The following is a 19,259-nucleotide window of genomic DNA, read 5'->3' on the forward strand; positions in this document are numbered from 1 at the left end:
GGAGGGGGCCGTCAGCACGGGCTGGGTGAATGGAGACGAGCCAGATGGACGGCGGCCGTGGGAGCGGTCGCGTGCCGGTGGTGACCCGGGAGCGGCTGGGTCCGGAGGTCCCAGTGGGCCGCCTGGGGGGTTCAGTCAGGGGCCGGCCCCCTCAGGGGCGCAGATGCCGCAGCCGGTGAGAAGCCTTCGGGTGTTGATGATGATCCTGGGCGGTATGCAGGCCGTCCTCGGACTTGGACTGTTGACCAACAGCGTGGCCGTCGCCACGGCCATCTGGGGCGAGGGTGACGCTTCGACCCCGTGCTGCACCACGCCGGGTGAGGCTCACTCCGGGGTCATTGTGTTCGCCGGAGTGCTCATGTTCGCGGTCGCTGCGTGGGGCGTCTCTACCGCTCTGAAGTTCCCCACGCGCCAACCCGGTCTGCGTGTCTCCGCCTTCGCCTACGGCTGGACGGCGCTGCCCTTCACCCTGGCGTTTTACGAAGTGATACCCATTCTGGGACTGATCTGGCTCGTGGCGGCCATCCTGGCAGTCGTCCGCCCCAACCAGCCGGAATGCCGGGCATGGTTCGGTTATCAGCCCCTCTGAGGGATCAGGGTTCGGGCGTCCCCGGATCTCGAGTGGCGCCCGGCCGGACCCGGCCGCAGTAGGGCCTGCCCCACCGTGCTCCAGGGGGCTTGTCGGAGTGCCTGAGCCCGGCGCCCCACGATCGGCTGTCCGCACGTTGTTCGCGTGGCGGAAGGTGGACGGGTGAGAGCGCGGATCGGGTACTCGGCATGGATCGTGGGCGTGGTGCAGTTCTTCGTCGTCCACTGGATCGCCGAGTCGGCTTGGGGCAGACCGTACAGCTGGGCGCGGAACAACATCAGCGACCTGGGCAACGCTCACTGTGCTCAGCAGTTGGATCCTGAGCCGCGGTACATCTGTTCCCCGGAGCACGGTCTGATGAATGGTTCGTTCGTCGCCCTGGGGGTGCTGTTCGTTGTCGGTGCTGCCCTGACCGGTGGTGTCCTCTGGCGCGGGGGACGGGCCGCTTCTGGGTGCTGGTTGTCGGGGTTCGCGGGCTCGTTCGCCGGGCGGTGCATGAGGTGATGCGGGCAGAACGTCTCAGCCGCGCTGGTTGAGGGCTCTGGTCAGGGTGCTGGTTGCCCGGGTGAAGTCGCCGGCCTGGAGAGCAGGGGCGGGGATCGTGAAGTGCAGCAGCCCTCCGTCGCAATACCCCGACTCGTCCGGCGGGTACGCGAGCTGCAGCAGGTGCGTACAGGGATCGCTGCGCCCCTTGGGGAGAGCGGCTGGCAGAGATCCAGCGTCGGCCAGAAGAAGTTGAGCAGGCCGGGCCAGCAGGGCAGGATGTCGCCGAGCCGCGGCGCGAGCCTCTCGGTGGACAGGCCCAGCTGCAGCCTGCGGTACTCCTGCCAGGGTGTCCCCCGGATCGAGTAGCGCCGGGCCACCTCGGCGGCAGGCCCGTGGCAGGCTTCCCCGGCCCCGCGGACGTCAGCCGAAACCGGGCAGGGCCATCGCCGCCAGCTTCTCCCCCTCGGCGTCCCCCAACTCCCGTACTCCACGCACGTCTTCACCGAACTCCGTGCCTGAACTGCAGTACATGGATGCCGTCTACGAGCGGTGAACACCCGGATCGATAGCATCGCGTATGCGCATGTCAGGGGATCCCGGCCGCGGCTGGGATCCCCTGAGGTTCCGGAGTTGGGCCACGCTCAGCTCTTCCGCCCACCCAGGACGCAGAACTCGTTGCCTTCCGGGTCGAGGAGGGTCACCCAGTGCTGTTCCGTCTGCACGGAATCGGCGCGCCGGGCACCGAGGGAGAGCAGCCTGGCGACCTCGGCCTCCTGATCGTCGGGGCGGAAGTCGGGGTGGAGCCTGTTCTTCGACGCCTTGCCCTCGGGGACAGGTACGAAGAGCAGTCCCGGCATCCGGTCCGGTTCGGGCCGGATCTCGATGATCTCCTCGGATTCGTCGACCACTACCCAGCCGAGAGCCTCGGCCCACCAGCGCCCGAGGGTGACGGGGTCGGTGGAGTCGACGATGATCTGTTCCCATTGCAGTGCCATGGGCCTGAGCATAGGCATGACCTGCGGCTGTCCCTCCGCCGAGGGGCGCGCCGCTCCGGTTGGCTCACCGGTTACCTGCCGTTGGCCCGAAGAGTTGACACGGCGGAGACGGTGGCGTAGCCGCGCCATTCGAGTGCTGCGGCGTCGGAGTAGGCGTTGAAACCCACGGCCCATCCGCCGTCGGCCTGCTGTCCGGCCTCCAGACGGTCCAGGTCGTGGGCGACGGCGGCGTCGTTCACCAGGGCGCGGACCGGGCGGCCTGGTTCCGGTGCGAGGTCGAGGAGGCGCAGGGTCTCGCCTTCGGCGCCTCCCGCGACGGGAACGGCGGCGTCGGCAGGCACGTACCGGCCCAGGCGCCGGAGGAGGTCGGCGGCCTGGGGGTGGGTGTCTGCAGCAGCGTCGAGGAACCGGAGGGCGAACGACAGGACGTAGGCGAACGGAGCCTCGTCCATCTGATCGATCGCCTCGAAGCAGTAGCGGGTCACCCGCGTCAGCCAGGGATGCTCCCTCGCCCGGTCATCGAACCGGGCGACGCGATGAGCGTGGGCGGCGACCCCCGCCGTGATCTGCAGGGACGTTGCTTTGGAATCGGTCTCGATCCAGAGCGGCGCGCAGGCCGCTGGGTTCGCGACCGGCAGCGCGAAGGGCAGGCCCCCGTCGGGCAGGGTCACCGAGTCGAGCCAGTCGAAGAGCCTGACCGTCGCGGGGGCCGATCCGGGGCCGGTGTCGGCGATCGCTTCCAGCGCGTGCATGGCCCCGGCCGGTTGGCTCTCGGGTGTGCGCAAGTCGGGTTCGATGCCCCACCCGTACCCGCCGTCGGGGTCGGAACTGTTGGCTGATGAGCGTGTATGGGTGGGCATGAGTGTGCCGGAGTGAGTGTGTGGTGTCTGTGGGTTTGTCTGATGGGGTGACTTTTGTGGGCCGGGGTCGTTGATCACGGGACTGGGCCGGGTTGATCTGGGTGGGGGTGGGTGTGGTGCGGGTGTTGGCGGAGTCGTTCGTGGTGGCGGGTCCGTCCGGGGTGTCGGTCCGTACCCGTCTGAAGCACCTCACGCCCGGGGACGAGGCGGTGCTGCGGCAGGTCGGCGCGCATCTGGGCTCGCTGGCGTCCGCGGATCTGAAGCAGCGTTGTGCGGACGGGACCGGGTATTCGGCGGAGTCGTGGGCGGTGCGTAAGCGGGTGTTGACGCCGTTGTCGTCGTCTCGGTGGGCGGGGTCGATCACGAAGGCGTCGCACGATCAGTGGGGGCTGGCCCGGCGCGGGCAGCACGCACACATCCAGAGCCTTCGGGCCGGTGTCGCGATGATCGAGCAGCGGCTGTCGCTGCCGGTCGGCGCGAAGGGCAGCAAGCGAACCCCGGGGGGTTACGGCTCCCAGCGGGAGTGGTTCGCCAAGTCACGCCGGCTGCGGGTCCTGCAGGACCGATTCGACGCGCAGCGTGCGGATCACGAGGCGGGTCGGGTGCGGGTGGTGCGCGGCGGGAAGAAACGCGCCCGCACCCGCCACCACCTGCACGAGGCGGGACTGACCGAGGAGCAGTGGCGCCAGGGGTGGGAGGCGGCGCGCTGGTTTCTGTCCGCGGACGGGGAGAGTGGGAAGCGGTTCGGGAACGAGACCATCCGCGTCACACCGGGCGGCGGCGTCAGCATCAAGCTGCCCGCCCCTTTGGCGCATCTGGCCAACAGTCCGCACGGCCGCTACACCCTCACCGGTACGGTCGCTTTCGCGCACCGGGGCGACGAATGGGCCGACCGCGTCACCGCGGACCGGGCCGTCGCCTACCGCATCACCTTCGACCCGTCGCGCGGACGCTGGTACCTGACCGCCGCCTGGACCCTCCCACCGGTGCAGGCGGTGCCGCTTGCGGCGGCGGTTGCCGGGGGTGTGGTGGGGGTGGACACCAACGCCGACCACCTCGCGGCCTGGCGCCTCGACCCGCACGGCAATCCCGTCGGTGAACCCCGCCGCTTCACCTACGACCTCACCGGCCCGGCCACACACCGCGACGCGCAGGTCCGCCACGCCCTCACCCGCCTGCTGCACTGGGCCGCCCGGCACGGGCTGGCGATCGCGGTCGAGGACCTGGACTTCACCGCCGAGACCACCCGGGAGAAACACGGACGCCGCAAACGCTTCCGGCATCTGATCGCGGGGATGCCGGTCGCCAGGTTGCGGGCGCGGCTGGTGTCCATGGCCGCCGAACTCGGCATCCCGATCGTCGCGGTCGACCCCGCCTACACCTCACGCTGGGGCGCCCGGCACTGGCAGAAGCCCCTCACCACCAGCACACGTACACCGACTCGTCACGATGCCGCTGCGGTGGCGATCGGACGACGCGCCCTCGGGCACCGCATCCGGCGACGGACGGCACCGCCCCCACACGACCGGAGCGATCGTGCGGGGCATCGGACCGCCCAGGCCGGACACGGCACCCGACGGCGTGAGGAAACCCGCCCCCGGACCCCCGGACCACGGACACGATCCGCCGGCCCGGACCCCGGGCGAAAGCGGGCGACCAGGACACCCAACACCGTTCGGGATGTCCGCAGCGACCAGGAATGGATCCAACACCCACTCCTGCTCACTGAACAGGAACGGTTGCGGTAGGCCTCCACCGCGGCGAGTACCGCCTCCCGGTTTGCGGGATCCGCCTCTCCGGTGAGCAGCGCGAAGCGACGCCGGTCCAGGACACGTCCGTGAGCTGCCAGGAACGAGGCCGCCCGGCTTGTATCGATACTCATACGTCCTACGCTGCCACGCGTACGGCGTGATGGTCTTGGACGAATCGGTCAGCCGCGCTGTCCGGTATGGAACGCGAGTACATCTGCGGCGCCACCGTTGCCGACCCCAACATGCTCGTCTGGCGAACAAATATCCGGTTGCCTATCGGCGGTGGTGGTGGATGCAATGGCCGCCATGATCCCGCAGGGGCGTTCGCGACGGCGAGACGAGATGAACGCGTGCCACCGTGCCTGGCCGCCCGGCGATCCGGGCAACCTGCGACCGAGTCGTCACACGGGAGACGCCAGCGCATGAATACGTCACCATCGTCATCCGGAGCGGAGCGGACTGACGGATCACCGGTACAGATCGGCGCCCTCGTTCCCCTGTCCCGGCCTGGCTGGATCGAGGCAGGCCGGCACTTGCTCGCCGGCCTCGAGTCGGCCGTTCGCGACGTCAATGACGCCGGCGGGATCACCGGAAGGCCACTCGAGCTGGTGGTCCGGGACACCGCGGCTGATCCGCGGAAGGCTGCGGAAGCCGTGGACGAATTGGCCTGTCTGGGCGTGGCTGCTTTGGCGGGGGAGTATCACAGCGTCGTCGCTCGTGCCGCTGCCGCCCGGGCCGATGCCCTCGGCCTGCCGTTCCTCTGCTCGTCAGCGGTGCTCGACGCGCTCACCGAACACCCGACGTACTGGGTCGCGCGCCTGTGCCCGGCGCAGTCCCACGGCTGGCGGATCTATGCCGACTTCCTCCTCGGCGCGGGTCATTCCCGAATTGCCGTTGCTGCCCAGCCGAGCGTCTACTGGGCAGCCGGGGCCCGCATTCTGCGGGATTACCTCGCTCCGCGCGGCGGTACCGTCATCGAACTCGACATGGGCGCGCTCGCCCCCACGGCCGTATGCGACGAACTCGTCCGCCATCGCGCGACGGCACTCCTCCTTCTGACCGGCCACCCGGAGCCGGCGGTGTCGATCGTCAATTCCGTCCGCCGCGACCAGCGCCTCGCCGAGATCATGATCGGTGCTCCGGCCGGGCAACCGGAGTTCGCCGAATGGGCGGCGCTGCTGGGCGACGAAGGCTCGGCGATCCCGTTCCTGCGCTACCTGCCCGAGCGCCTCAGCCCACTCGGCGTACGAGTCGAGACGGCCCTCCGCGAGCGGCTGGGCGAAGCCCCCTCCTTCGTCGCCTTCGAGGGCTACGACACGGTCGCCGTCCTTGCCGATGTGCTGCGTTCTCACGGCGCGGACCGGGCGCGTATCGCCGAATCCTGGCCGCACGTCGCGGTCGAGGGCACTCGCGGGCGGATCCGTTTCTCCCGGACGCCGGGCATCAGCGTGTGGCAATGGGCTTGGACGTCGGTCCAGGTCGCTGATCGGGATCCGGCGGAACCCCATCGCTTTCGGATCCTTCACACCGGTTGAGAGAGGACGGAGGCTCGACTGCCCGGAAGCGTCCGAAGTCCAGGCCGTCATTGTGTCCGCGTGTCAACATGAACTCTCAGGCGCCCGAAGAACCCGACAGCGTTCGAGGGCTTCGCGACGGCTCGCCGCGGCCGGCTCCGGCTCGCGACGGAAGGATGACGCGATGAAGCTTCTCCTCACCTCCGGCGGCGTCAGCAACCAGAGCATCCGCGACGCCCTCGTCGACATGCTGGGCAAACCCATCGCCGAGTCCACCGCCCTGTGCATCCCCACCGCGATGTACGGCATGCTGCCCGCGACCGCGGTCACGACGTGGCGGCAGATCGCCGGGCAGACGTCCACGCCCATGGTGGAGCTGGGATGGAAGTCCGTGGGAATGCTGGAGCTGACCGCGCTGCCCAGCATCGACGAGGCGAACTGGGTCCCCCTGGTCCGGGAGACCGATGCTCTGCTGGTGTGCGGCGGTGACGTCCTGTATCTGCACCACTGGATGCGTGAGTCCGGCCTGGCGGATCTGTTCCCGTCGCTCGGCGAGACCGTCTACGTGGGACTGAGCGCCGGCAGCATGGTGATGGCCCCGCACGTCGGCGAGGAGTTCGTGGGCTGGAAGCCGGCCGCCGGCGGCGACAGCGCGCTGGGCATGGTCGGTTTCTCGATCTTCCCGCACCTGGACAACCCGATGTGCCCGGAGAACACCATGGCCGAGGCCGAGAAGTGGGCCGCGCGCGTGCCGGTGCCGGGGTACGCGGTCGACGACGAGACGGCCGTCACGGTGGTGGACGGTGCGGTCGAGGTCGTCTCCGAGGGGCTCTGGAAGCTCTTTGAGCGCTCAGTGGTGTAGCCGATGAGGACGCCCGTCACCAAGAATTCAGCCAGTCCTGGCCGTTGAAGATCCGTGCAGGTCTTTACCGGACCTACACAGTCTGTCAAGATGACATGTCCGCAACAAGCAATGCGCGTAGAACCGGTCCGTAGCTGCTCCTACCCACCCCACACCCGGAGGTAGCACGTGCTCTCCAGATTGCTCTCACGAGGTTCCGCCCGCCGCCGACTCGCCGCCGCCGGAGCCGTGGCCGTGAGCACCACGCTGGCTCTCGGCCTGATGTCGGGCACCGCTTCCGCGACACCCCGGCCGGACGACGGCGTCGTCCCGGCGGGCAAGGGCTACATGGGCGTCGGCTACGTCCAGGACGTCAAGGACTTCAAGCCCGACACCAAGAACCTGCACCTGGACGTGCAGGAGGACGTCGGCCTGCTGGCCAATCCGGTGGGCATCGACGTCTCGAACTGGCAGGGCGCCATCAACTGGAGCTCGGTGCGTGGCGCGGGCATCGAGTTCGCCTGGATGAAGGCGACCGAGGGCACCACGTACAAGGACCCGAGGTTCAACGCCAACTACCTGGGCGCCTACAACGCCGGCGTCATCCGGGGCGCGTACCACTTCGCCCGGCCCGACGTGTCCGGCGGAGCCGCCCAGGCCGACTACTTCGCCAGCAACGGCGGCGCCTGGTCCCGCGACAACCGGACACTCCCCGGCGTACTCGACATCGAGGGCAGCTGCTACGGCAAGTCGGCTGCGGCCATGCAGACCTGGATCCTCGACTTCTACAACCGCTACAAGGCCCGTACCGGCCGCGACGTCGTCATCTACACCAGCCCGAGCTGGTGGAACACCTGCACCGGCGGCTGGTCCGGCATGGCCAGCAGGAGCCCGCTGTGGGTGGCCCACTGGACCTCCGCGGCCAGCCCGAGCATACCGGCCGGCTTCCCGTACTGGACCGTCTGGCAGTACAGCTCCACCGGCTCGGTGAGCGGCATCTCCGGCGCCGTCGACCGTGACCGCTTCAACGGCGACCGGACCCGTCTGCTGGCCCTGGCCAACAACACCGCCTGACGAGCGGCGGCCTCGCCGGTCCGACCCCCTCGCCGCACGAGCGGCTGCCGCATCCCGGCGTTACAGGTGCGGGCCATGCGGCACCGGACAGGCGCAACGGCGTCCACACCTGACGCTCAGCTGGCCCGCGAACCCTCCAACATCAGCGGTTCGCGGGCCGAGTGCTCTTCCCGCTCCACACCCTGGCAAGCCGGCCGGCGGCTCCATACCTGCGGCGTCATCGCACCGGTGTCGTCGAAGGGATGTGCACGGTGCCGTCCTTGTCTGCGGTGTACATGGCCAGAGGGCTGAGGCAGATGGTTTGAGCTATATCGAACACCGCCCAATTCCGTTCGTTTTCCTCATCCGCCTGTCGAGAGCGGTCTGTGTTCGCCCGCGGAGTGGTGGCGGCTGCCTCGGAGACCGGGCACGGGGTCGGTGAGGATCAGGCTTCGCCGAGCTCGGTGCAGTGGGCGATCGTCGCATCGTCTGCCGGTACTGCGTGCTGTGCTTCCGCCTGCCGGACGCGGTGGATGATGTCGGCCGGTCCGTTCGACGCCAGGAGCGCCACGAGCCCTGTCCAGTCGGTGAGCTCGAAGCGGTCCACGATGCGGCTGGCTCCGTTGCCGAGGAGGGCGGCACCGGTCAGGTGGTACTCGTCGCTTCCCTTGGGTGCGGCTTTGAGTGAGGGGGTACGACCGGCTGACGATCACTTCTCGGCGATCTTCGACAACGAGCGGTGCACCGTCCGTTCGGTCGAGCACGAGGACGGAGTCGCCGAGCACCAGGTACTCGAGGTTGCCGTCGATCAGACGCAGGATCAGTACGGTCGCCGACGGGCCGACGGGGTCGGTGGTGTCGCAGGTGCCCCGGTGCTCGTCCGTCGTCTGCTCGATGGCCTCGGCAATTCACGGGGTGCCCCGCAGCGCTCGTCATCGTCACGCGCATGTATGGCCGTCGCTTTCCCGTCGGGTGAGGTGTCGTTGGCCCGCTCTGTCGCGGCCGCCTGTCGTCTGGGTGGTCTTCTCGGAAAGCGGCAGAACATCCGGCCCTCGCTGCGGGCCAACACCTGGGTCGTACCTGGCGGAAGTGTGCAGCGGTCGGTGTCTCTGGCAGTCGGGGCTGGGCGAGTCACGAGCCTTGATTATCGCAGCACTGTTATATTAGCGCTGTGACATCTTCAGATCCCACAGCGCTACCCGATCCCTGGCACTCCCTGCACGAGCTGCTGGCAGCCATGGACGCCGATATCGAGCAGCTCTACGTCGAGCGCGGCATCAAGGGGGTGCGGCCCCGGTTCGCCTATCCGCTGATCCGGCTCGCCCACACCGGACCACTGACCATCCGCGAGCTCGCGAAGTCCCTGAACCGCTCGCACTCGGCGATCAGCCAGACCATCGCCGCCATGCGCAAGGAGGATCTGGTCACCTCTGAACCGGGACCAGACGCCCGCACCCGGCGGATCGACCTGACCGAGCGCGGCCGGTCGCTGGTGCCGTTCCTGGAGGCGGAGTGGCGCGCCACCCACGAGACGGTCGCCGAGCTGGACGACGAGGTCCCGTACGCGATGACCGCCGTCGTCGAGGAAGTGCGGCGGGCGCTGGAACGCCGGTCGATGCGGCAGCGGATCCTCCACCACCTTGTCGAGCCACCGCGATGAGGGGGCGTGTCCGGTTCCTCGACACCCGCCCGCTGCGTAGCAGTCAGTCGTTTCGCGACCTGTGGTTCGGCACCTCGGCCTCTCAAGTCGGCGGGCAGATAACCAACGTGGCCGTGCTGGCCCAGGTCTGGGACCTGACCGGCAGCCCGGTGGGCACCGGCGCCATCGGGCTCGCCACCGGCCTGCCGATGGTGCTGTTCGGTCTGCTCGGCGGCACGCTGGCCGACACCTATGACCGCCGCACGGTGGTACGGGCCACCACCGCGGGCCAACTGGTGGCCGCCGCAGGGCTGTGCACTCAGGCCCTGGCGGACAACCGCGACGTGCTGCTTCTGCTCGCCCTGGTGGCCGTGGGGACGAGCTGCAGCGCTCTCGGCGCTCCTGCCCGACGCACCTTCCCGGTCCGGCTGTTGCCGGGCGACCAGGTCGCGGCCGGTCTCGCGCTGACCAACGTCTCCTTCCAGGCCGCGATGCTGGCCGGGCCCGCGCTGGCCGGGCTGATCATCGCCAGCTGGGGCCTCCCCGCCGCATACGCGACCCAGGCCGTGGCCATGATCGTCTCGATGCTCGCGGTGATCCGCCTGCCTCCCATGCGGCCCGAGGGCGCCGACGCGGCAGGCGGCAGGCGCCGGCCGGAGCGTGGCGGCCGGCGGATCGTCCTGCGCCGCCCGACGCTGTGGGGCTCGATGGCCACCGACCTGTCCGCAACGCTGCTCGCCATGCCCGTCGCGCTCTTCCCGCTGGTCAACGAGATCCGCTTCGGGGGAAACCCGCAGACCCTCGGCCTGTTCCTCTCGGCCGTCGCGGTCGGGGGGATCACGGCCGGCCTGCTCTCCGGCACGGTGACGCGCTGGCGCCGCGGCGGCCTGGTCCAGCTGTCCGCGGCCGGGCTCTGGGGCCTGGCGCTGGCCTGCTTCGGCGTGGCGGGGCCGTTGTGGCTGGCGCTCGGATGCCTGGCCGTGGCGGGTGCTGCCGACACCGTGTCTGTCGTCACCCGCAGTGCCTTGGTCCAATTGGAGACCCCGGACGCGTTCCGGGGACGGGTCTCCTCGGTAGAGCACGTCATCGGCGTCGCGGGCCCCGAACTCGGCAACTTCCGTGGCGGCCTGTTGGCCTCGGCCACCTCCGCCTCCTTCTCCCTGGTCTTCGGCGGACTGTCCGCCATCCTGGCGATCGCCGCCGTAGCCACGACCAACGCACCCCTTCGCGCCTACCGCACGCCGTCTGCTGCCGCGAAGCCGACCGTTCCCGGGGTCGCCGACACGGCGGTGACCGCTGGTCAGGTTTCCTGATCGGGCCACGATGTCCTGCGCCCCTGCGCCCCTGCGCCACCCGCCATGGGAAGGCGCCGTGGCCGGATCACACCCGGGTCTGGAGTATCCGGCCCGGCCAGTACGACCCGTCCGACCGCAGCTCCTCGAACTCCAACGTCGCCGTGAAGCCCAGCTCCTCGTACTCGCGCACCAGGCGGCCGTCCTCGCCGGCCCAGCAGTGTGTCCGGAGCAGCCGCACACCGCGGCGGGCGGCCTCGGCTCGCGCATCGGTGACGAGGGCCTCGATGCCGGACCGCCGTGCTTCCTCCCGCCCGGTCACGAGGAAGTGCAGGTAGAGCTCCGGCTCTTCCGCCCGGGGAACGAACTCCGGGGCCGTGCCGGTCAGTACGGATCCACCCATCGGGCGGCCCAGGCGGTTCCGGCAGATCCGTATCTGTCCGTCCCGGGCGTGGCTCAGTATCTGCTTGACGATCGGTGGGCGTGGGTGTTCCTCCCACTCCAGCGTTGCCATCAGGTTTACGTACTGGACCGGGACCAGCCAGGAGCTGTGCTCGTCGAGCATCACCAGCAGTTGCTCCGCCGCGTGAGGACCGCCCTCGGTCACTTTCATGTCGTCCGCCTGACTCAATCGCGCCCTCCCCGGGATCCGAAGCTTCAGTGGCCGATGACCAACCTATGGTCAGGCAGCCGCGTTCAGGGTCAGGCGCTTCATGACAGTCCGCGGTTCGCAGCCGATCTTCGCGCATATATCGGAGACGCCCGGCGGACGACCGCGTCCGAGTACCTGCTGGTAGATCCATCCGGCATGATGTCCCAGGCCTCCACTGCGGGTGGCGTCACGCCGTCCGTATGCGAAGGCATCGGCCTGGCCTGCGGAACGGACATGGTGGTGACGGACGTCGGAGACGACCACGTGAAGGTCCACTTCCGGCTGGAGGTCGACGAGTACGGCTGGCCGCCGGCTGCCGGGGATACGAAAGCTCCTTGAGCACGGCGATGCCAAGGGGTGGTGGGAATAGGAGGAAGGGTGCGTTACCGCAGCTTGGCGGGCCACGAAATCGGGTCGCACGCTCTGAGGCACATCCGGCGGATCATGAAGTGGCCAGGGCCGTCGGGACTCGACCTGCCTCATTAGAATTGCGGTGTGTTCGAGTACCACGGCTGGATCACCGTCAGAGAGACCGCCGTTGACGACGACGATGACGACCGGCTTCGGCAGATCGTGGACGAGCTGCAGCTTCGCATCGCCGGGATGGCCAGTCCCTACCTCCTTGATCTGAGGTGGATGAACGGTGAGCCGTTCATCCACCTGGGAGGCCATTCCAATCACCGTTCGTCGCCAGATGTCATCGGCCTGTTCGACCATGTCGCGACGGTCGCCCCGGGCTCCTACGGCCTCCTGCACATTCGCGACGACGAGGACCCGGGCCACGAGAACGAGGTACGCGTACTCAGACTCGCCCGGGGCGCCGTTACGCTGCACACGGAGGCACTGCTGTCCCCGTGCATCCCGAAGCTGGAAGACCGCTTCACCGGTAAGGCTTGACCAGGGCGTTGACGATGCCGTGCTCGCCGACCGCACGAACGTCGACGACCACGCCCCGCAGCCCGATGCGGACCAGGAGAGCTTCGCGATTCCCCGTCGGCCGAACTCAGCGGGACGCGCTTACGAGGAGAGTGCCCAGCCCTCCGCCGACGGCCGGAAACTCCTCGACGGTGACGTCGGCCAGGCCCGCGGCCTCGAGGAGCTTCGCCCAGACGTATGCCCGCAGCACCCACCGGGTGAGTGTCGCCGCCCTGCCGTCAGGCAGTTTCGCCGGTGCGGAGGACGGGATCACGTCGATCTCGGCGGGACTGCCGCCGCGGTAGTGGGCCAGCGTGGAGAACACCAGCCGGCCGCCGGGACGCAGGGCACGTGCCGCCTCCGGCAGCAGGACGCGGGGATCGGTGAAATCCGGTGCGCCGAACACCGCGTAGGCCACGTCGTACGTGTCCGGGTGGGCCCGGAGGTGGTCGACGGCGCCGGCGTGCACCAGGTGCAGCCGGGGCGTCAGCCCGCCGTACAGGCCGCAGGCCATCGCGTGCTGGGCGGGGGAGGCGTCGATGGCGTCGACGCGGGCGGGCTGGTGGCGGACGGCGAGGTGGGCGGCGTGACGGGCCGGTCCGGCGCCCAGGTCCGCGACAACCGCGCCCGCGATGTCACCGAGCGCTTCGACTCCGGGCCCGGTGTGTTGGTCCCGCGTCCAGGAGAACGCGGCGGGCACGTCGGGGTCGTTGGCGGCGCGGTTCCGGCCGTAGTGGTGCCAGAGGTCTGGGGTCGCTGTCACCCGGGCATCCTGGCGGTCTGTGCGGGGCGGCCGGATGTGTTCCGGGGAATCTCACCCGGATGTGCTGTTGCCCGGAGGTGACGCCCTGGGTCACGGAGACCAGGTCGGTGCAAGTCGTTGTCCTGGAGGCTGCACCAGACCCAAGTGAGTTCTGTCGCCAAGGGCCAGGCAGTTGCGTCGGAACCTGGGTGATGTCGAGCAGATGCTGGCCGTACCCTCTCGGCGAAGGGCAGGTGGGGTGGACATCACAGTGCAGTGGATCAAGACGTCGTGGACGAAGCAGTCTCGGGGTGGGGAGGCCGCTGCGCGCAGGAACGAGGCGCCAGTCGGCTTTTCGTTACCTCGAGTACCCTCAGGATTTGCCCATTTTATCCAGATGTCCGAGCGTGATAGTTTCGAGCCGCATTCGAGCCGGAAAGCCCTTCGCCAGATCGGTGTCAGCCTGCGTGACGAAGGCGATCGGCTCCGCGTTCTCGCTCGTGTGGAGCCGCTCTTCGGGCTGCCGCCTCGGCCGCGCAGGCCGCCGTCAGTTCGACTGCTTCCCGGGCAGTGGATCCGCTGGCAGTTGAACCACCGGTTCACCAGCGCCCTGGGAATCCGCGATTGGTCGTACTGGCTCGACACGTTCAACATTGCTTACGGCCTCATCGACCGGGACATCTTCCTGTCGGAGCGGACCGTGACTGTCGATGAACGCGGGCCCGTTCGATAGAGCGGGCGGACTGCGCTACAGACGGCTCCTCGTTCCCCTTGGGCGCGGGTGGTGGCGAGTCAGCAGGAGCCGGTGTCGGTCTCGATAATGTCGCGGCCACCCCGTAATCCACCTCCTCGAACGACTCTGCCGCCCTCGCGGCCGTGCTCACAGCCCACTGCCCCGTGCTGAGCAGGCACAGAGCCACGATGCCCAGGCCCAGCCCGACCACCAACCACCACACCCCGCGCTCCGCGTCGGTGAATGCCGTCGCGCCACTTGGCAGGGCCGAGCCCACGATCGTGCCGGAGACGGCGACGCCCAGGGTGGTTCCGGTCTGTCGGCCCGCGGAGGCCAGTGAGGTGGCCACCCCGGTCATCGAGCGGGGCATCCCGGAGACCGCTGTGTTGGTGATCGGCGGGTTCACCGTGCCGATGAAGACGCCGAACAGAAGGTAGGTCGCGAGCATGGCCGGCAGTGGGGTGGCCGGTCCGAGCCGGAGCGAGACGGCGCCGGCCAGCGTCAGTGCGCTCCCGGCGGTCAGTAGTGGCAGCCTGGGGCCTCGCGTGCCGATCAGTCGGCCGGTGAGTGGGGAGAGCGTCACGACGAGTGCCCCGACCGGGAGCAGGCACAGTCCGGCTGCCGGTGCCGAGAGGCCGCGTATGTCCTGCAGGTACTGGGTGGTCACGAACAGGAACGCGCTGAACGCGCACAGGGCGAAGAGCGCCATCAGGATTGCCGAGCTGAACGGCACGCTGCGGAACAGGCGCAGTTCCAGCAGCGGGTCGGCGCGGCATGGCTCGTAACAGAGGATGCCTGTCGCGCCGAGCGCGGTCACGGCGAGCAGGCCCAGGATGACCGGTGAGGTCCAGCCCAATTGCCTGGACTCGATGATCGAGAAGACGGTTCCGCCCAGTACGAGGATCACCAGGGTCTGGCCCACGGGGTCGAACCGGCGTGCGCGAGCGGCGCGGGACTCGGGTACGAACCGTGCGGTGCACACGATCGCGGCGGCCACGATCGGAACGTTGATCCAGAAGATGGAGTGCCAGCCGAAGCCGCCGACCAGGGCGCCGCCGATGATGGGGCCCAGCGCCAGCGACAGGCCGGTCATCGAACCGAACACGCCGATGGCCCTGGCCCGCTCGGCCGGTTCGGGGAATGTGGTGGCGACGATCGCCATCGCCACCGGGTTCAGCATGGTGCCGCCGACGGCCTGCAGCGCTCGTGCCGCTATCAGCCAGGTGAGGCTCGGCGCGAGGGCGCACAGCAGTGAGCCGAGTCCGAAAGCGGCGAGGCCGATCTGGAAGACCTTCCGGCGCCCGACCCGGTCGGCGGTGGACCCGGCCAGCACCAGGAAGCCGGCCAGCACGAGGGTGTAGGCGTCGACGGTCCACTGCAGACCGGACACCGAGGCGTGCAGGTCGCGGCGGATCGACGGCAGTGCGACGTTGACGACGGAGATGTCCATCACCACGACGATCACGCCGGCGCAGCAGATCGCGAGGACCAACAGCCGGCGCCGTCGGCTGAGTTCGGGCATGCGGGTTCGTCCCATCGGTCGGTGGTGGGGGTGAGCGGCAACGGATGACGAAGCTAGGATCTAGAGCGTGGTCGAGGTCAATCCGCAGCCGGAATCCGGGCACGCCGACTCTGATCCGAAGGCGGGCCTGAGCATCGGCGAGGCCGCCCGCCGCACCGGAGTCAGCGTGCACACCCTGCGCTACTACGAACGTGTCGGCCTGGTCGTCACCCCCGTCGACCGCACGCACACCGGACGGCGCCGCTATCACCGGCTCGACCTCGAATGGATCACCATCTGCACCAGACTCCGCGCCACCGGCATGCCCATCCGGGTCATCCGCCGTTACGCCGAACTCGTCGCGGCGGGCCGGGGCAACGAGGAGAGCCGGTTGGACCTGCTCGAGTCGCATCGTGACGACGTGCAGGCCAAGATCGCCGAGCTCCAGGAGAACCTGGAACTCATCGGCCACAAGATCGACGTCTACCGAGGCCGGCTGGCCGCCGGCGACGCCGACCGGCTGTGGGCGCCCAACAGGACACCGGGCACTCATTGAGCAATCCCGGGCCAGGCGGGTGCGGACCTGGGAGACGCTCCTCCATTACGTTCAGGGCAGTGCTGACGCCGACGGCGGCCTCGATGGGAACATCAACGTCGACTCGACCTCCGTACGGCCACAGCAGCATGCTGCAGGCGCTCCCAAGAAGCTGCCGCCCATCCCACGCGGCTCCGCAAAAGGGCATCAAGATCAGTTCATCTGCATGCGCGCATCACCCTTCAGCCCTTGCTGGAGGAGGCGATGCGCCGGCCGAGGCCCTTGGCCGGCGCGTCATCCCGGACCGTCGCAACCCGACGCGACAAGCGAGGGTTGGAGCTGTTGGCTGATGAGTGTGAATGGGTGAGCGTGAGCGGGTCGGAGTGAGTGTGTGGTGTCTGCGGGTTTGTCTGATGGGGTGACTTTTGCGGGCCCGGGTCGTTGATCACAGCAGTGGTCGGGTTGATCTGGGGTGAGGGGGTGGTGTGGTGCGGGTGGTGGCGGAGTCGTTCGTGGTGGCGGGTCCGTCCGGGGTGTCGGTGCGTACCCGTCTGAAGCACCTCACGCCGGGGGATGTGGCGGTGCTGCGGCAGGTCGGCGCGCATCTGGGTTCGCTGGCGTCCGCGGACCTGAAGCAACGCTGCAGAGACGGGACCGGGTATTCGGCGGAGTCGTGGGCGGTGCGTAAGCGGGTGTTGACGCCGTTGTCGTCGTCTCGGTGGGCGGGGTCGATCACGAAGGCGTCGCACGATCAGTGGGGGCTGGCCCGGCGCGGGCAGCACGCACACATCCAGAACCTCCAGGCCGGCATCGCCACGATCTCGCACCGCCTGTCGCTGCCGATCGGCGCGAAGGGCAGCAAGCGGGCACCGGGCGGTTACGGCTCCAAGCGGGAGTGGTTCGCCAAGTCGCGCCGGCTGGGGGTCCTGCGGGACCGGCTCGACACGCAGCGCGCGGATCATGAGGCGGGTCGGGTGCGGGTGGTGCGCGGCGGCAAGGGACGCGCCCGCAACCGCCACCACCTGCAGGAGGCGGGACTGACCCAGGAGCAGTGGCGCCAGGGGTGGGAGGCGGCGCGCTGGTTTCTGTCCGCGGACGGGGAGAGTGGGAAGCGGTTCGGGAACGAGACCATCCGCGTCACACCGGGCGGCGGCGTCAGCATCAAGCTGCCCGCCCCTCTGGCCCATTTGGCGAACTGCCCGTACGGCCGCTACACCCTCACCGGTACGGTCGCTTTCGCGCACCGGGGCGACGAGTGGGCGGATCGCGTCACATCGGACCGGGCGGTCGCGTATCGCGTCACCTTCGACCCGTCGCGCGGGCGCTGGTACCTGACCGCCGCCTGGAGTCTCCCGCCGGTGCAGGTGGTGCCGCTGGCGGCGGCGGTGGCGCGGGGTGTGGTGGGGGTGGACACCAACGCCGACCACCTCGCGGCCTGGCGCCTCGACCGCCACGGCAATCCCGTCGGTGAACCCCGCCGCTTCGCCTACGACCTCACCGGCCCGGCCACACACCGCGACGCGCAGATCCGCCACGCCCTCACCCGCCTGCTGCACTGGGCCGACCGGCACGGCCTGGCGGTCGCGGTCGAGGAGCTGGACTTCACCGGCGAGACGACCCGGGAGAAGCACGGCCGGCGTAAACGGTTCCGGCATGTGATCGCGGGGATGCCGGTGGCGAGGCTGCGGGCGCGGCTGGTGTCGATGGCCGCGGAACTCGGCATCCCGATCGTGGCCGTCGATCCGGCCTATACCTCACGGTGGGGTGCCCGGCACTGGCAGAAGCCCCTCACCACCAGCACACGTACACCGACTCGTCACGATGCCGCTTCGGTGGCGATCGGACGACGCGCCCTCGGGCACCGTATCCGGCGACGGACGGCACCGCCCCCTGCCCACCGGAGCGATGGACAGGGGCATCGGACCGCCCAGGCCGGACACGGCACCCGAAGGTGTGAGGAAACCCGCCCCCGGCTCCCCGGACCACGGACACGATCCGTGCCGCCGGACTCCGGGCGAAAGCGGGCGACCAGGACACCCAACACCGTTCGGGATGTCCGCAGCGACCAGGAATGGATCCAACACCCACTCCTGCTCACTGAATAGGAACGGTACGTCTACCTCGGCACTGTCGCCGTCGTTGCTCTCCTCATCTGGATCCGATCATGATTCGGCAGGCAAGAGCGCCGCGATGTCACCCAGCACTCGGGCTGCTGGTGCCGGGTCCACCAGCCACTTCAGGTGGCTGCTGGTGAGCGTACGGACGTCGTAGGGGTTCTCCGGTGTCAGCGCGTCGCCCTCGCGGATCATCCGGTCCTGCATGGCGAGCGGCACACTGGTGTCCTCGGTCAACCGGATGTACGTCCTGGGGATTCGCCCCCAGCTGTCGGGCTGCGCCCGGTCATCGGGTGTGCCGGCGTCGAGGTTCTCGTCGGGCTGGAAGGTGTTGAGGAAGACCATGAACTCCTCGTCCGTCCCGTCGGCGAGGAAAGCCGCCTTGAAGGCCGCGATGACGCCGAGATCGGCGGTGCGGAAGTTGGAGCGCAGCAGCCCGAGCTCGGCGGGGTTCCCGACCATCGCCGATGCCAGTCCTGTGGCGTCGACCGTGGCCATCTCGGGCTCGGCGTAATAGGCGCTGACGTCGAGGTCGACGGGGCACCAGGCGGAGACATAGACGATACGGTCGATCAGATCGGGCCGCTGGTTGGCTGCGACGGTGGCCGTCATGCCGCCGCGGCTGTGTGAGACGAGGATGACGGGCCCGTTCCCCTTGGCCCGCTCCAGTATTCCGATCAGGTACGCGGCGTTGTCGGCGAGCGTGACGCCCTTGATGGCCCCGGGTGCGGTGGCGAGTTCTTCGAGGTCCTGCGGCGCCTGGTAGGAGTGCGGGTACGTCGCGGCGAACCCGTGCCCCGGAAGGTCTACGGCGACGGAGCGGTGTCCGAGGAGGCCGAGTTCGGCTTGGAGTGGCGCGAAGGAGAAGGAGTTCGCGAAGGCTCCGTGAACCAGTACGAACGTAGGCTGCATCTGTCTCACTCACTTTCTGGTCCTCTGCGACGTCGGCGGCACGCGCGTCGCTCTTCCCGACGCCGCGCATCACTTCACGGCCGAGGAACGAGACGTCGTCTTGCGGCGCGCCGTCCAGCCGCAGAGACGTCTTCG

General features: G+C 69.2%; 19 protein-coding genes. 12 read left to right on the forward strand and 7 right to left on the reverse strand.

All coding sequences use genetic code 11. From position 1 onward, the window contains the following. Nucleotides 1-163 precede the first annotated feature (163 nt). Together SRB5_RS05005 and SRB5_RS37705 are read left to right on the forward strand one after the other, a co-directional pair. Nucleotides 164-589, forward strand: coding sequence for a hypothetical protein (locus SRB5_RS05005; protein WP_153450182.1), 426 nt, complete (start codon nt 164-166; stop codon nt 587-589). A 204-nt stretch (nt 590-793) separates the two neighbouring features. Continuing rightward, entirely contained in the window at nt 794-1,093 is a 300-nt protein-coding gene (locus SRB5_RS37705) for a DUF998 domain-containing protein (RefSeq protein ID WP_407703881.1), read from the forward strand. 623 nt (nt 1,094-1,716) lie between these two features. Here the strand turns inward: SRB5_RS37705 and SRB5_RS05015 are convergent. Both SRB5_RS05015 and SRB5_RS05020 read right to left on the reverse strand, forming a co-directional pair. Then, complete coding sequence (locus SRB5_RS05015) at nt 1,717-2,070, reverse strand: VOC family protein (protein WP_228389784.1); 354 nt, start codon at nt 2,068-2,070, stop codon at nt 1,717-1,719. Nucleotides 2,071-2,141: 71 nt separating this feature from the next. Then, nucleotides 2,142-2,855, reverse strand: coding sequence for a hypothetical protein (locus tag SRB5_RS05020; protein WP_153450184.1), 714 nt, complete (start codon nt 2,853-2,855; stop codon nt 2,142-2,144). Nucleotides 2,856-3,037: 182 nt separating this feature from the next. Here SRB5_RS05020 and SRB5_RS05025 point away from each other — a divergent pair, with 182 nt between their 5' ends. The 4 genes from SRB5_RS05025 (at nt 3,038) to SRB5_RS05040 (ending at nt 8,110) form a co-directional block, all read left to right on the forward strand. Beyond that, nucleotides 3,038-4,678, forward strand: coding sequence for a transposase (locus tag SRB5_RS05025; RefSeq protein WP_323377151.1), 1,641 nt, complete (start codon nt 3,038-3,040; stop codon nt 4,676-4,678). Between the two features lie 425 nt (nt 4,679-5,103). Then, on the forward strand, nt 5,104-6,216 hold the full coding sequence (locus SRB5_RS05030; RefSeq protein WP_153450185.1) for an ABC transporter substrate-binding protein: 1,113 nt from the start codon (nt 5,104-5,106) through the stop codon (nt 6,214-6,216). Nucleotides 6,217-6,379: 163 nt separating this feature from the next. Then, nucleotides 6,380-7,057: a Type 1 glutamine amidotransferase-like domain-containing protein gene (locus SRB5_RS05035; RefSeq protein WP_153450186.1), complete on the forward strand. Its 678-nt coding sequence runs from the start codon at nt 6,380-6,382 to the stop codon at nt 7,055-7,057. Nucleotides 7,058-7,318: 261 nt separating this feature from the next. Beyond that, nucleotides 7,319-8,110 (forward strand): GH25 family lysozyme, encoded by a 792-nt coding sequence (locus SRB5_RS05040; RefSeq protein WP_228389827.1) that lies wholly within the window; start codon nt 7,319-7,321, stop codon nt 8,108-8,110. Nucleotides 8,111-8,534: 424 nt separating this feature from the next. Here the strand turns inward: SRB5_RS05040 and SRB5_RS05045 are convergent, their stop codons facing one another. Continuing rightward, entirely contained in the window at nt 8,535-8,696 is a 162-nt protein-coding gene (locus tag SRB5_RS05045; RefSeq protein ID WP_153450187.1) for a hypothetical protein, read from the reverse strand. A 564-nt stretch (nt 8,697-9,260) separates the two neighbouring features. Here SRB5_RS05045 and SRB5_RS05050 point away from each other — a divergent pair. After that, nucleotides 9,261-9,749: a MarR family winged helix-turn-helix transcriptional regulator gene (locus SRB5_RS05050; RefSeq protein ID WP_323377070.1), complete on the forward strand. Its 489-nt coding sequence runs from the start codon at nt 9,261-9,263 to the stop codon at nt 9,747-9,749. Then, nucleotides 9,746-11,041: an MFS transporter gene (locus tag SRB5_RS05055; RefSeq protein ID WP_153450188.1), complete on the forward strand. Its 1,296-nt coding sequence runs from the start codon at nt 9,746-9,748 to the stop codon at nt 11,039-11,041. The genes SRB5_RS05050 and SRB5_RS05055 overlap by 4 nt, the downstream gene beginning before the upstream one ends. A gap of 67 nt (nt 11,042-11,108) precedes the next feature. Here SRB5_RS05055 and SRB5_RS05060 read toward each other — a convergent pair whose 3' ends face one another. After that, a complete protein-coding gene (locus tag SRB5_RS05060) occupies nt 11,109-11,633 on the reverse strand; it encodes a GNAT family N-acetyltransferase (RefSeq protein WP_153450189.1) in 525 nt (174 codons plus the stop codon). Nucleotides 11,634-12,167: 534 nt separating this feature from the next. On the opposite strand from SRB5_RS05060, the gene SRB5_RS05065 reads away from it, so the two are divergent. Next, nucleotides 12,168-12,569 (forward strand): Imm7 family immunity protein, encoded by a 402-nt coding sequence (locus tag SRB5_RS05065; RefSeq protein WP_323377072.1) that lies wholly within the window; start codon nt 12,168-12,170, stop codon nt 12,567-12,569. Nucleotides 12,570-12,675: 106 nt separating this feature from the next. On the opposite strand, the gene SRB5_RS05070 is transcribed toward SRB5_RS05065, so the two are convergent. Then, entirely contained in the window at nt 12,676-13,350 is a 675-nt protein-coding gene (locus SRB5_RS05070; RefSeq protein ID WP_323377074.1) for a class I SAM-dependent methyltransferase, read from the reverse strand. A gap of 238 nt (nt 13,351-13,588) precedes the next feature. On the opposite strand from SRB5_RS05070, the gene SRB5_RS36260 reads away from it, so the two are divergent. Continuing rightward, on the forward strand, nt 13,589-14,062 hold the full coding sequence (locus SRB5_RS36260) for a hypothetical protein (RefSeq protein WP_323377075.1): 474 nt from the start codon (nt 13,589-13,591) through the stop codon (nt 14,060-14,062). Here SRB5_RS36260 and SRB5_RS05080 read toward each other — a convergent pair. After that, on the reverse strand, nt 13,995-15,584 hold the full coding sequence (locus SRB5_RS05080; RefSeq protein ID WP_153450190.1) for an MFS transporter: 1,590 nt from the start codon (nt 15,582-15,584) through the stop codon (nt 13,995-13,997). The two genes, SRB5_RS36260 and SRB5_RS05080, sit on opposite strands and share 68 nt — an antisense overlap. 67 nt (nt 15,585-15,651) lie before the next feature. Between SRB5_RS05080 and SRB5_RS05085 the strand changes: the two genes are divergently transcribed. After that, a complete protein-coding gene (locus SRB5_RS05085) occupies nt 15,652-16,119 on the forward strand; it encodes a MerR family transcriptional regulator (protein WP_323377076.1) in 468 nt (155 codons plus the stop codon). A gap of 464 nt (nt 16,120-16,583) precedes the next feature. Further along, nucleotides 16,584-18,203: a transposase gene (locus SRB5_RS05090; RefSeq protein ID WP_323377077.1), complete on the forward strand. Its 1,620-nt coding sequence runs from the start codon at nt 16,584-16,586 to the stop codon at nt 18,201-18,203. 57 nt (nt 18,204-18,260) lie between these two features. On the opposite strand, the gene SRB5_RS05095 is transcribed toward SRB5_RS05090, so the two are convergent. Continuing rightward, nucleotides 18,261-19,124, reverse strand: a complete 864-nt coding sequence (locus tag SRB5_RS05095; protein WP_153450191.1) for an alpha/beta hydrolase — start codon at nt 19,122-19,124, stop codon at nt 18,261-18,263. Between the last annotated feature and the right edge of the window lie 135 nt (nt 19,125-19,259).

The sequence above is a fragment of the Streptomyces smaragdinus genome, from assembly GCF_009604385.1.
Taxonomy (GTDB): Bacteria; Actinomycetota; Actinomycetes; order Streptomycetales; family Streptomycetaceae; genus Streptomyces; species Streptomyces smaragdinus.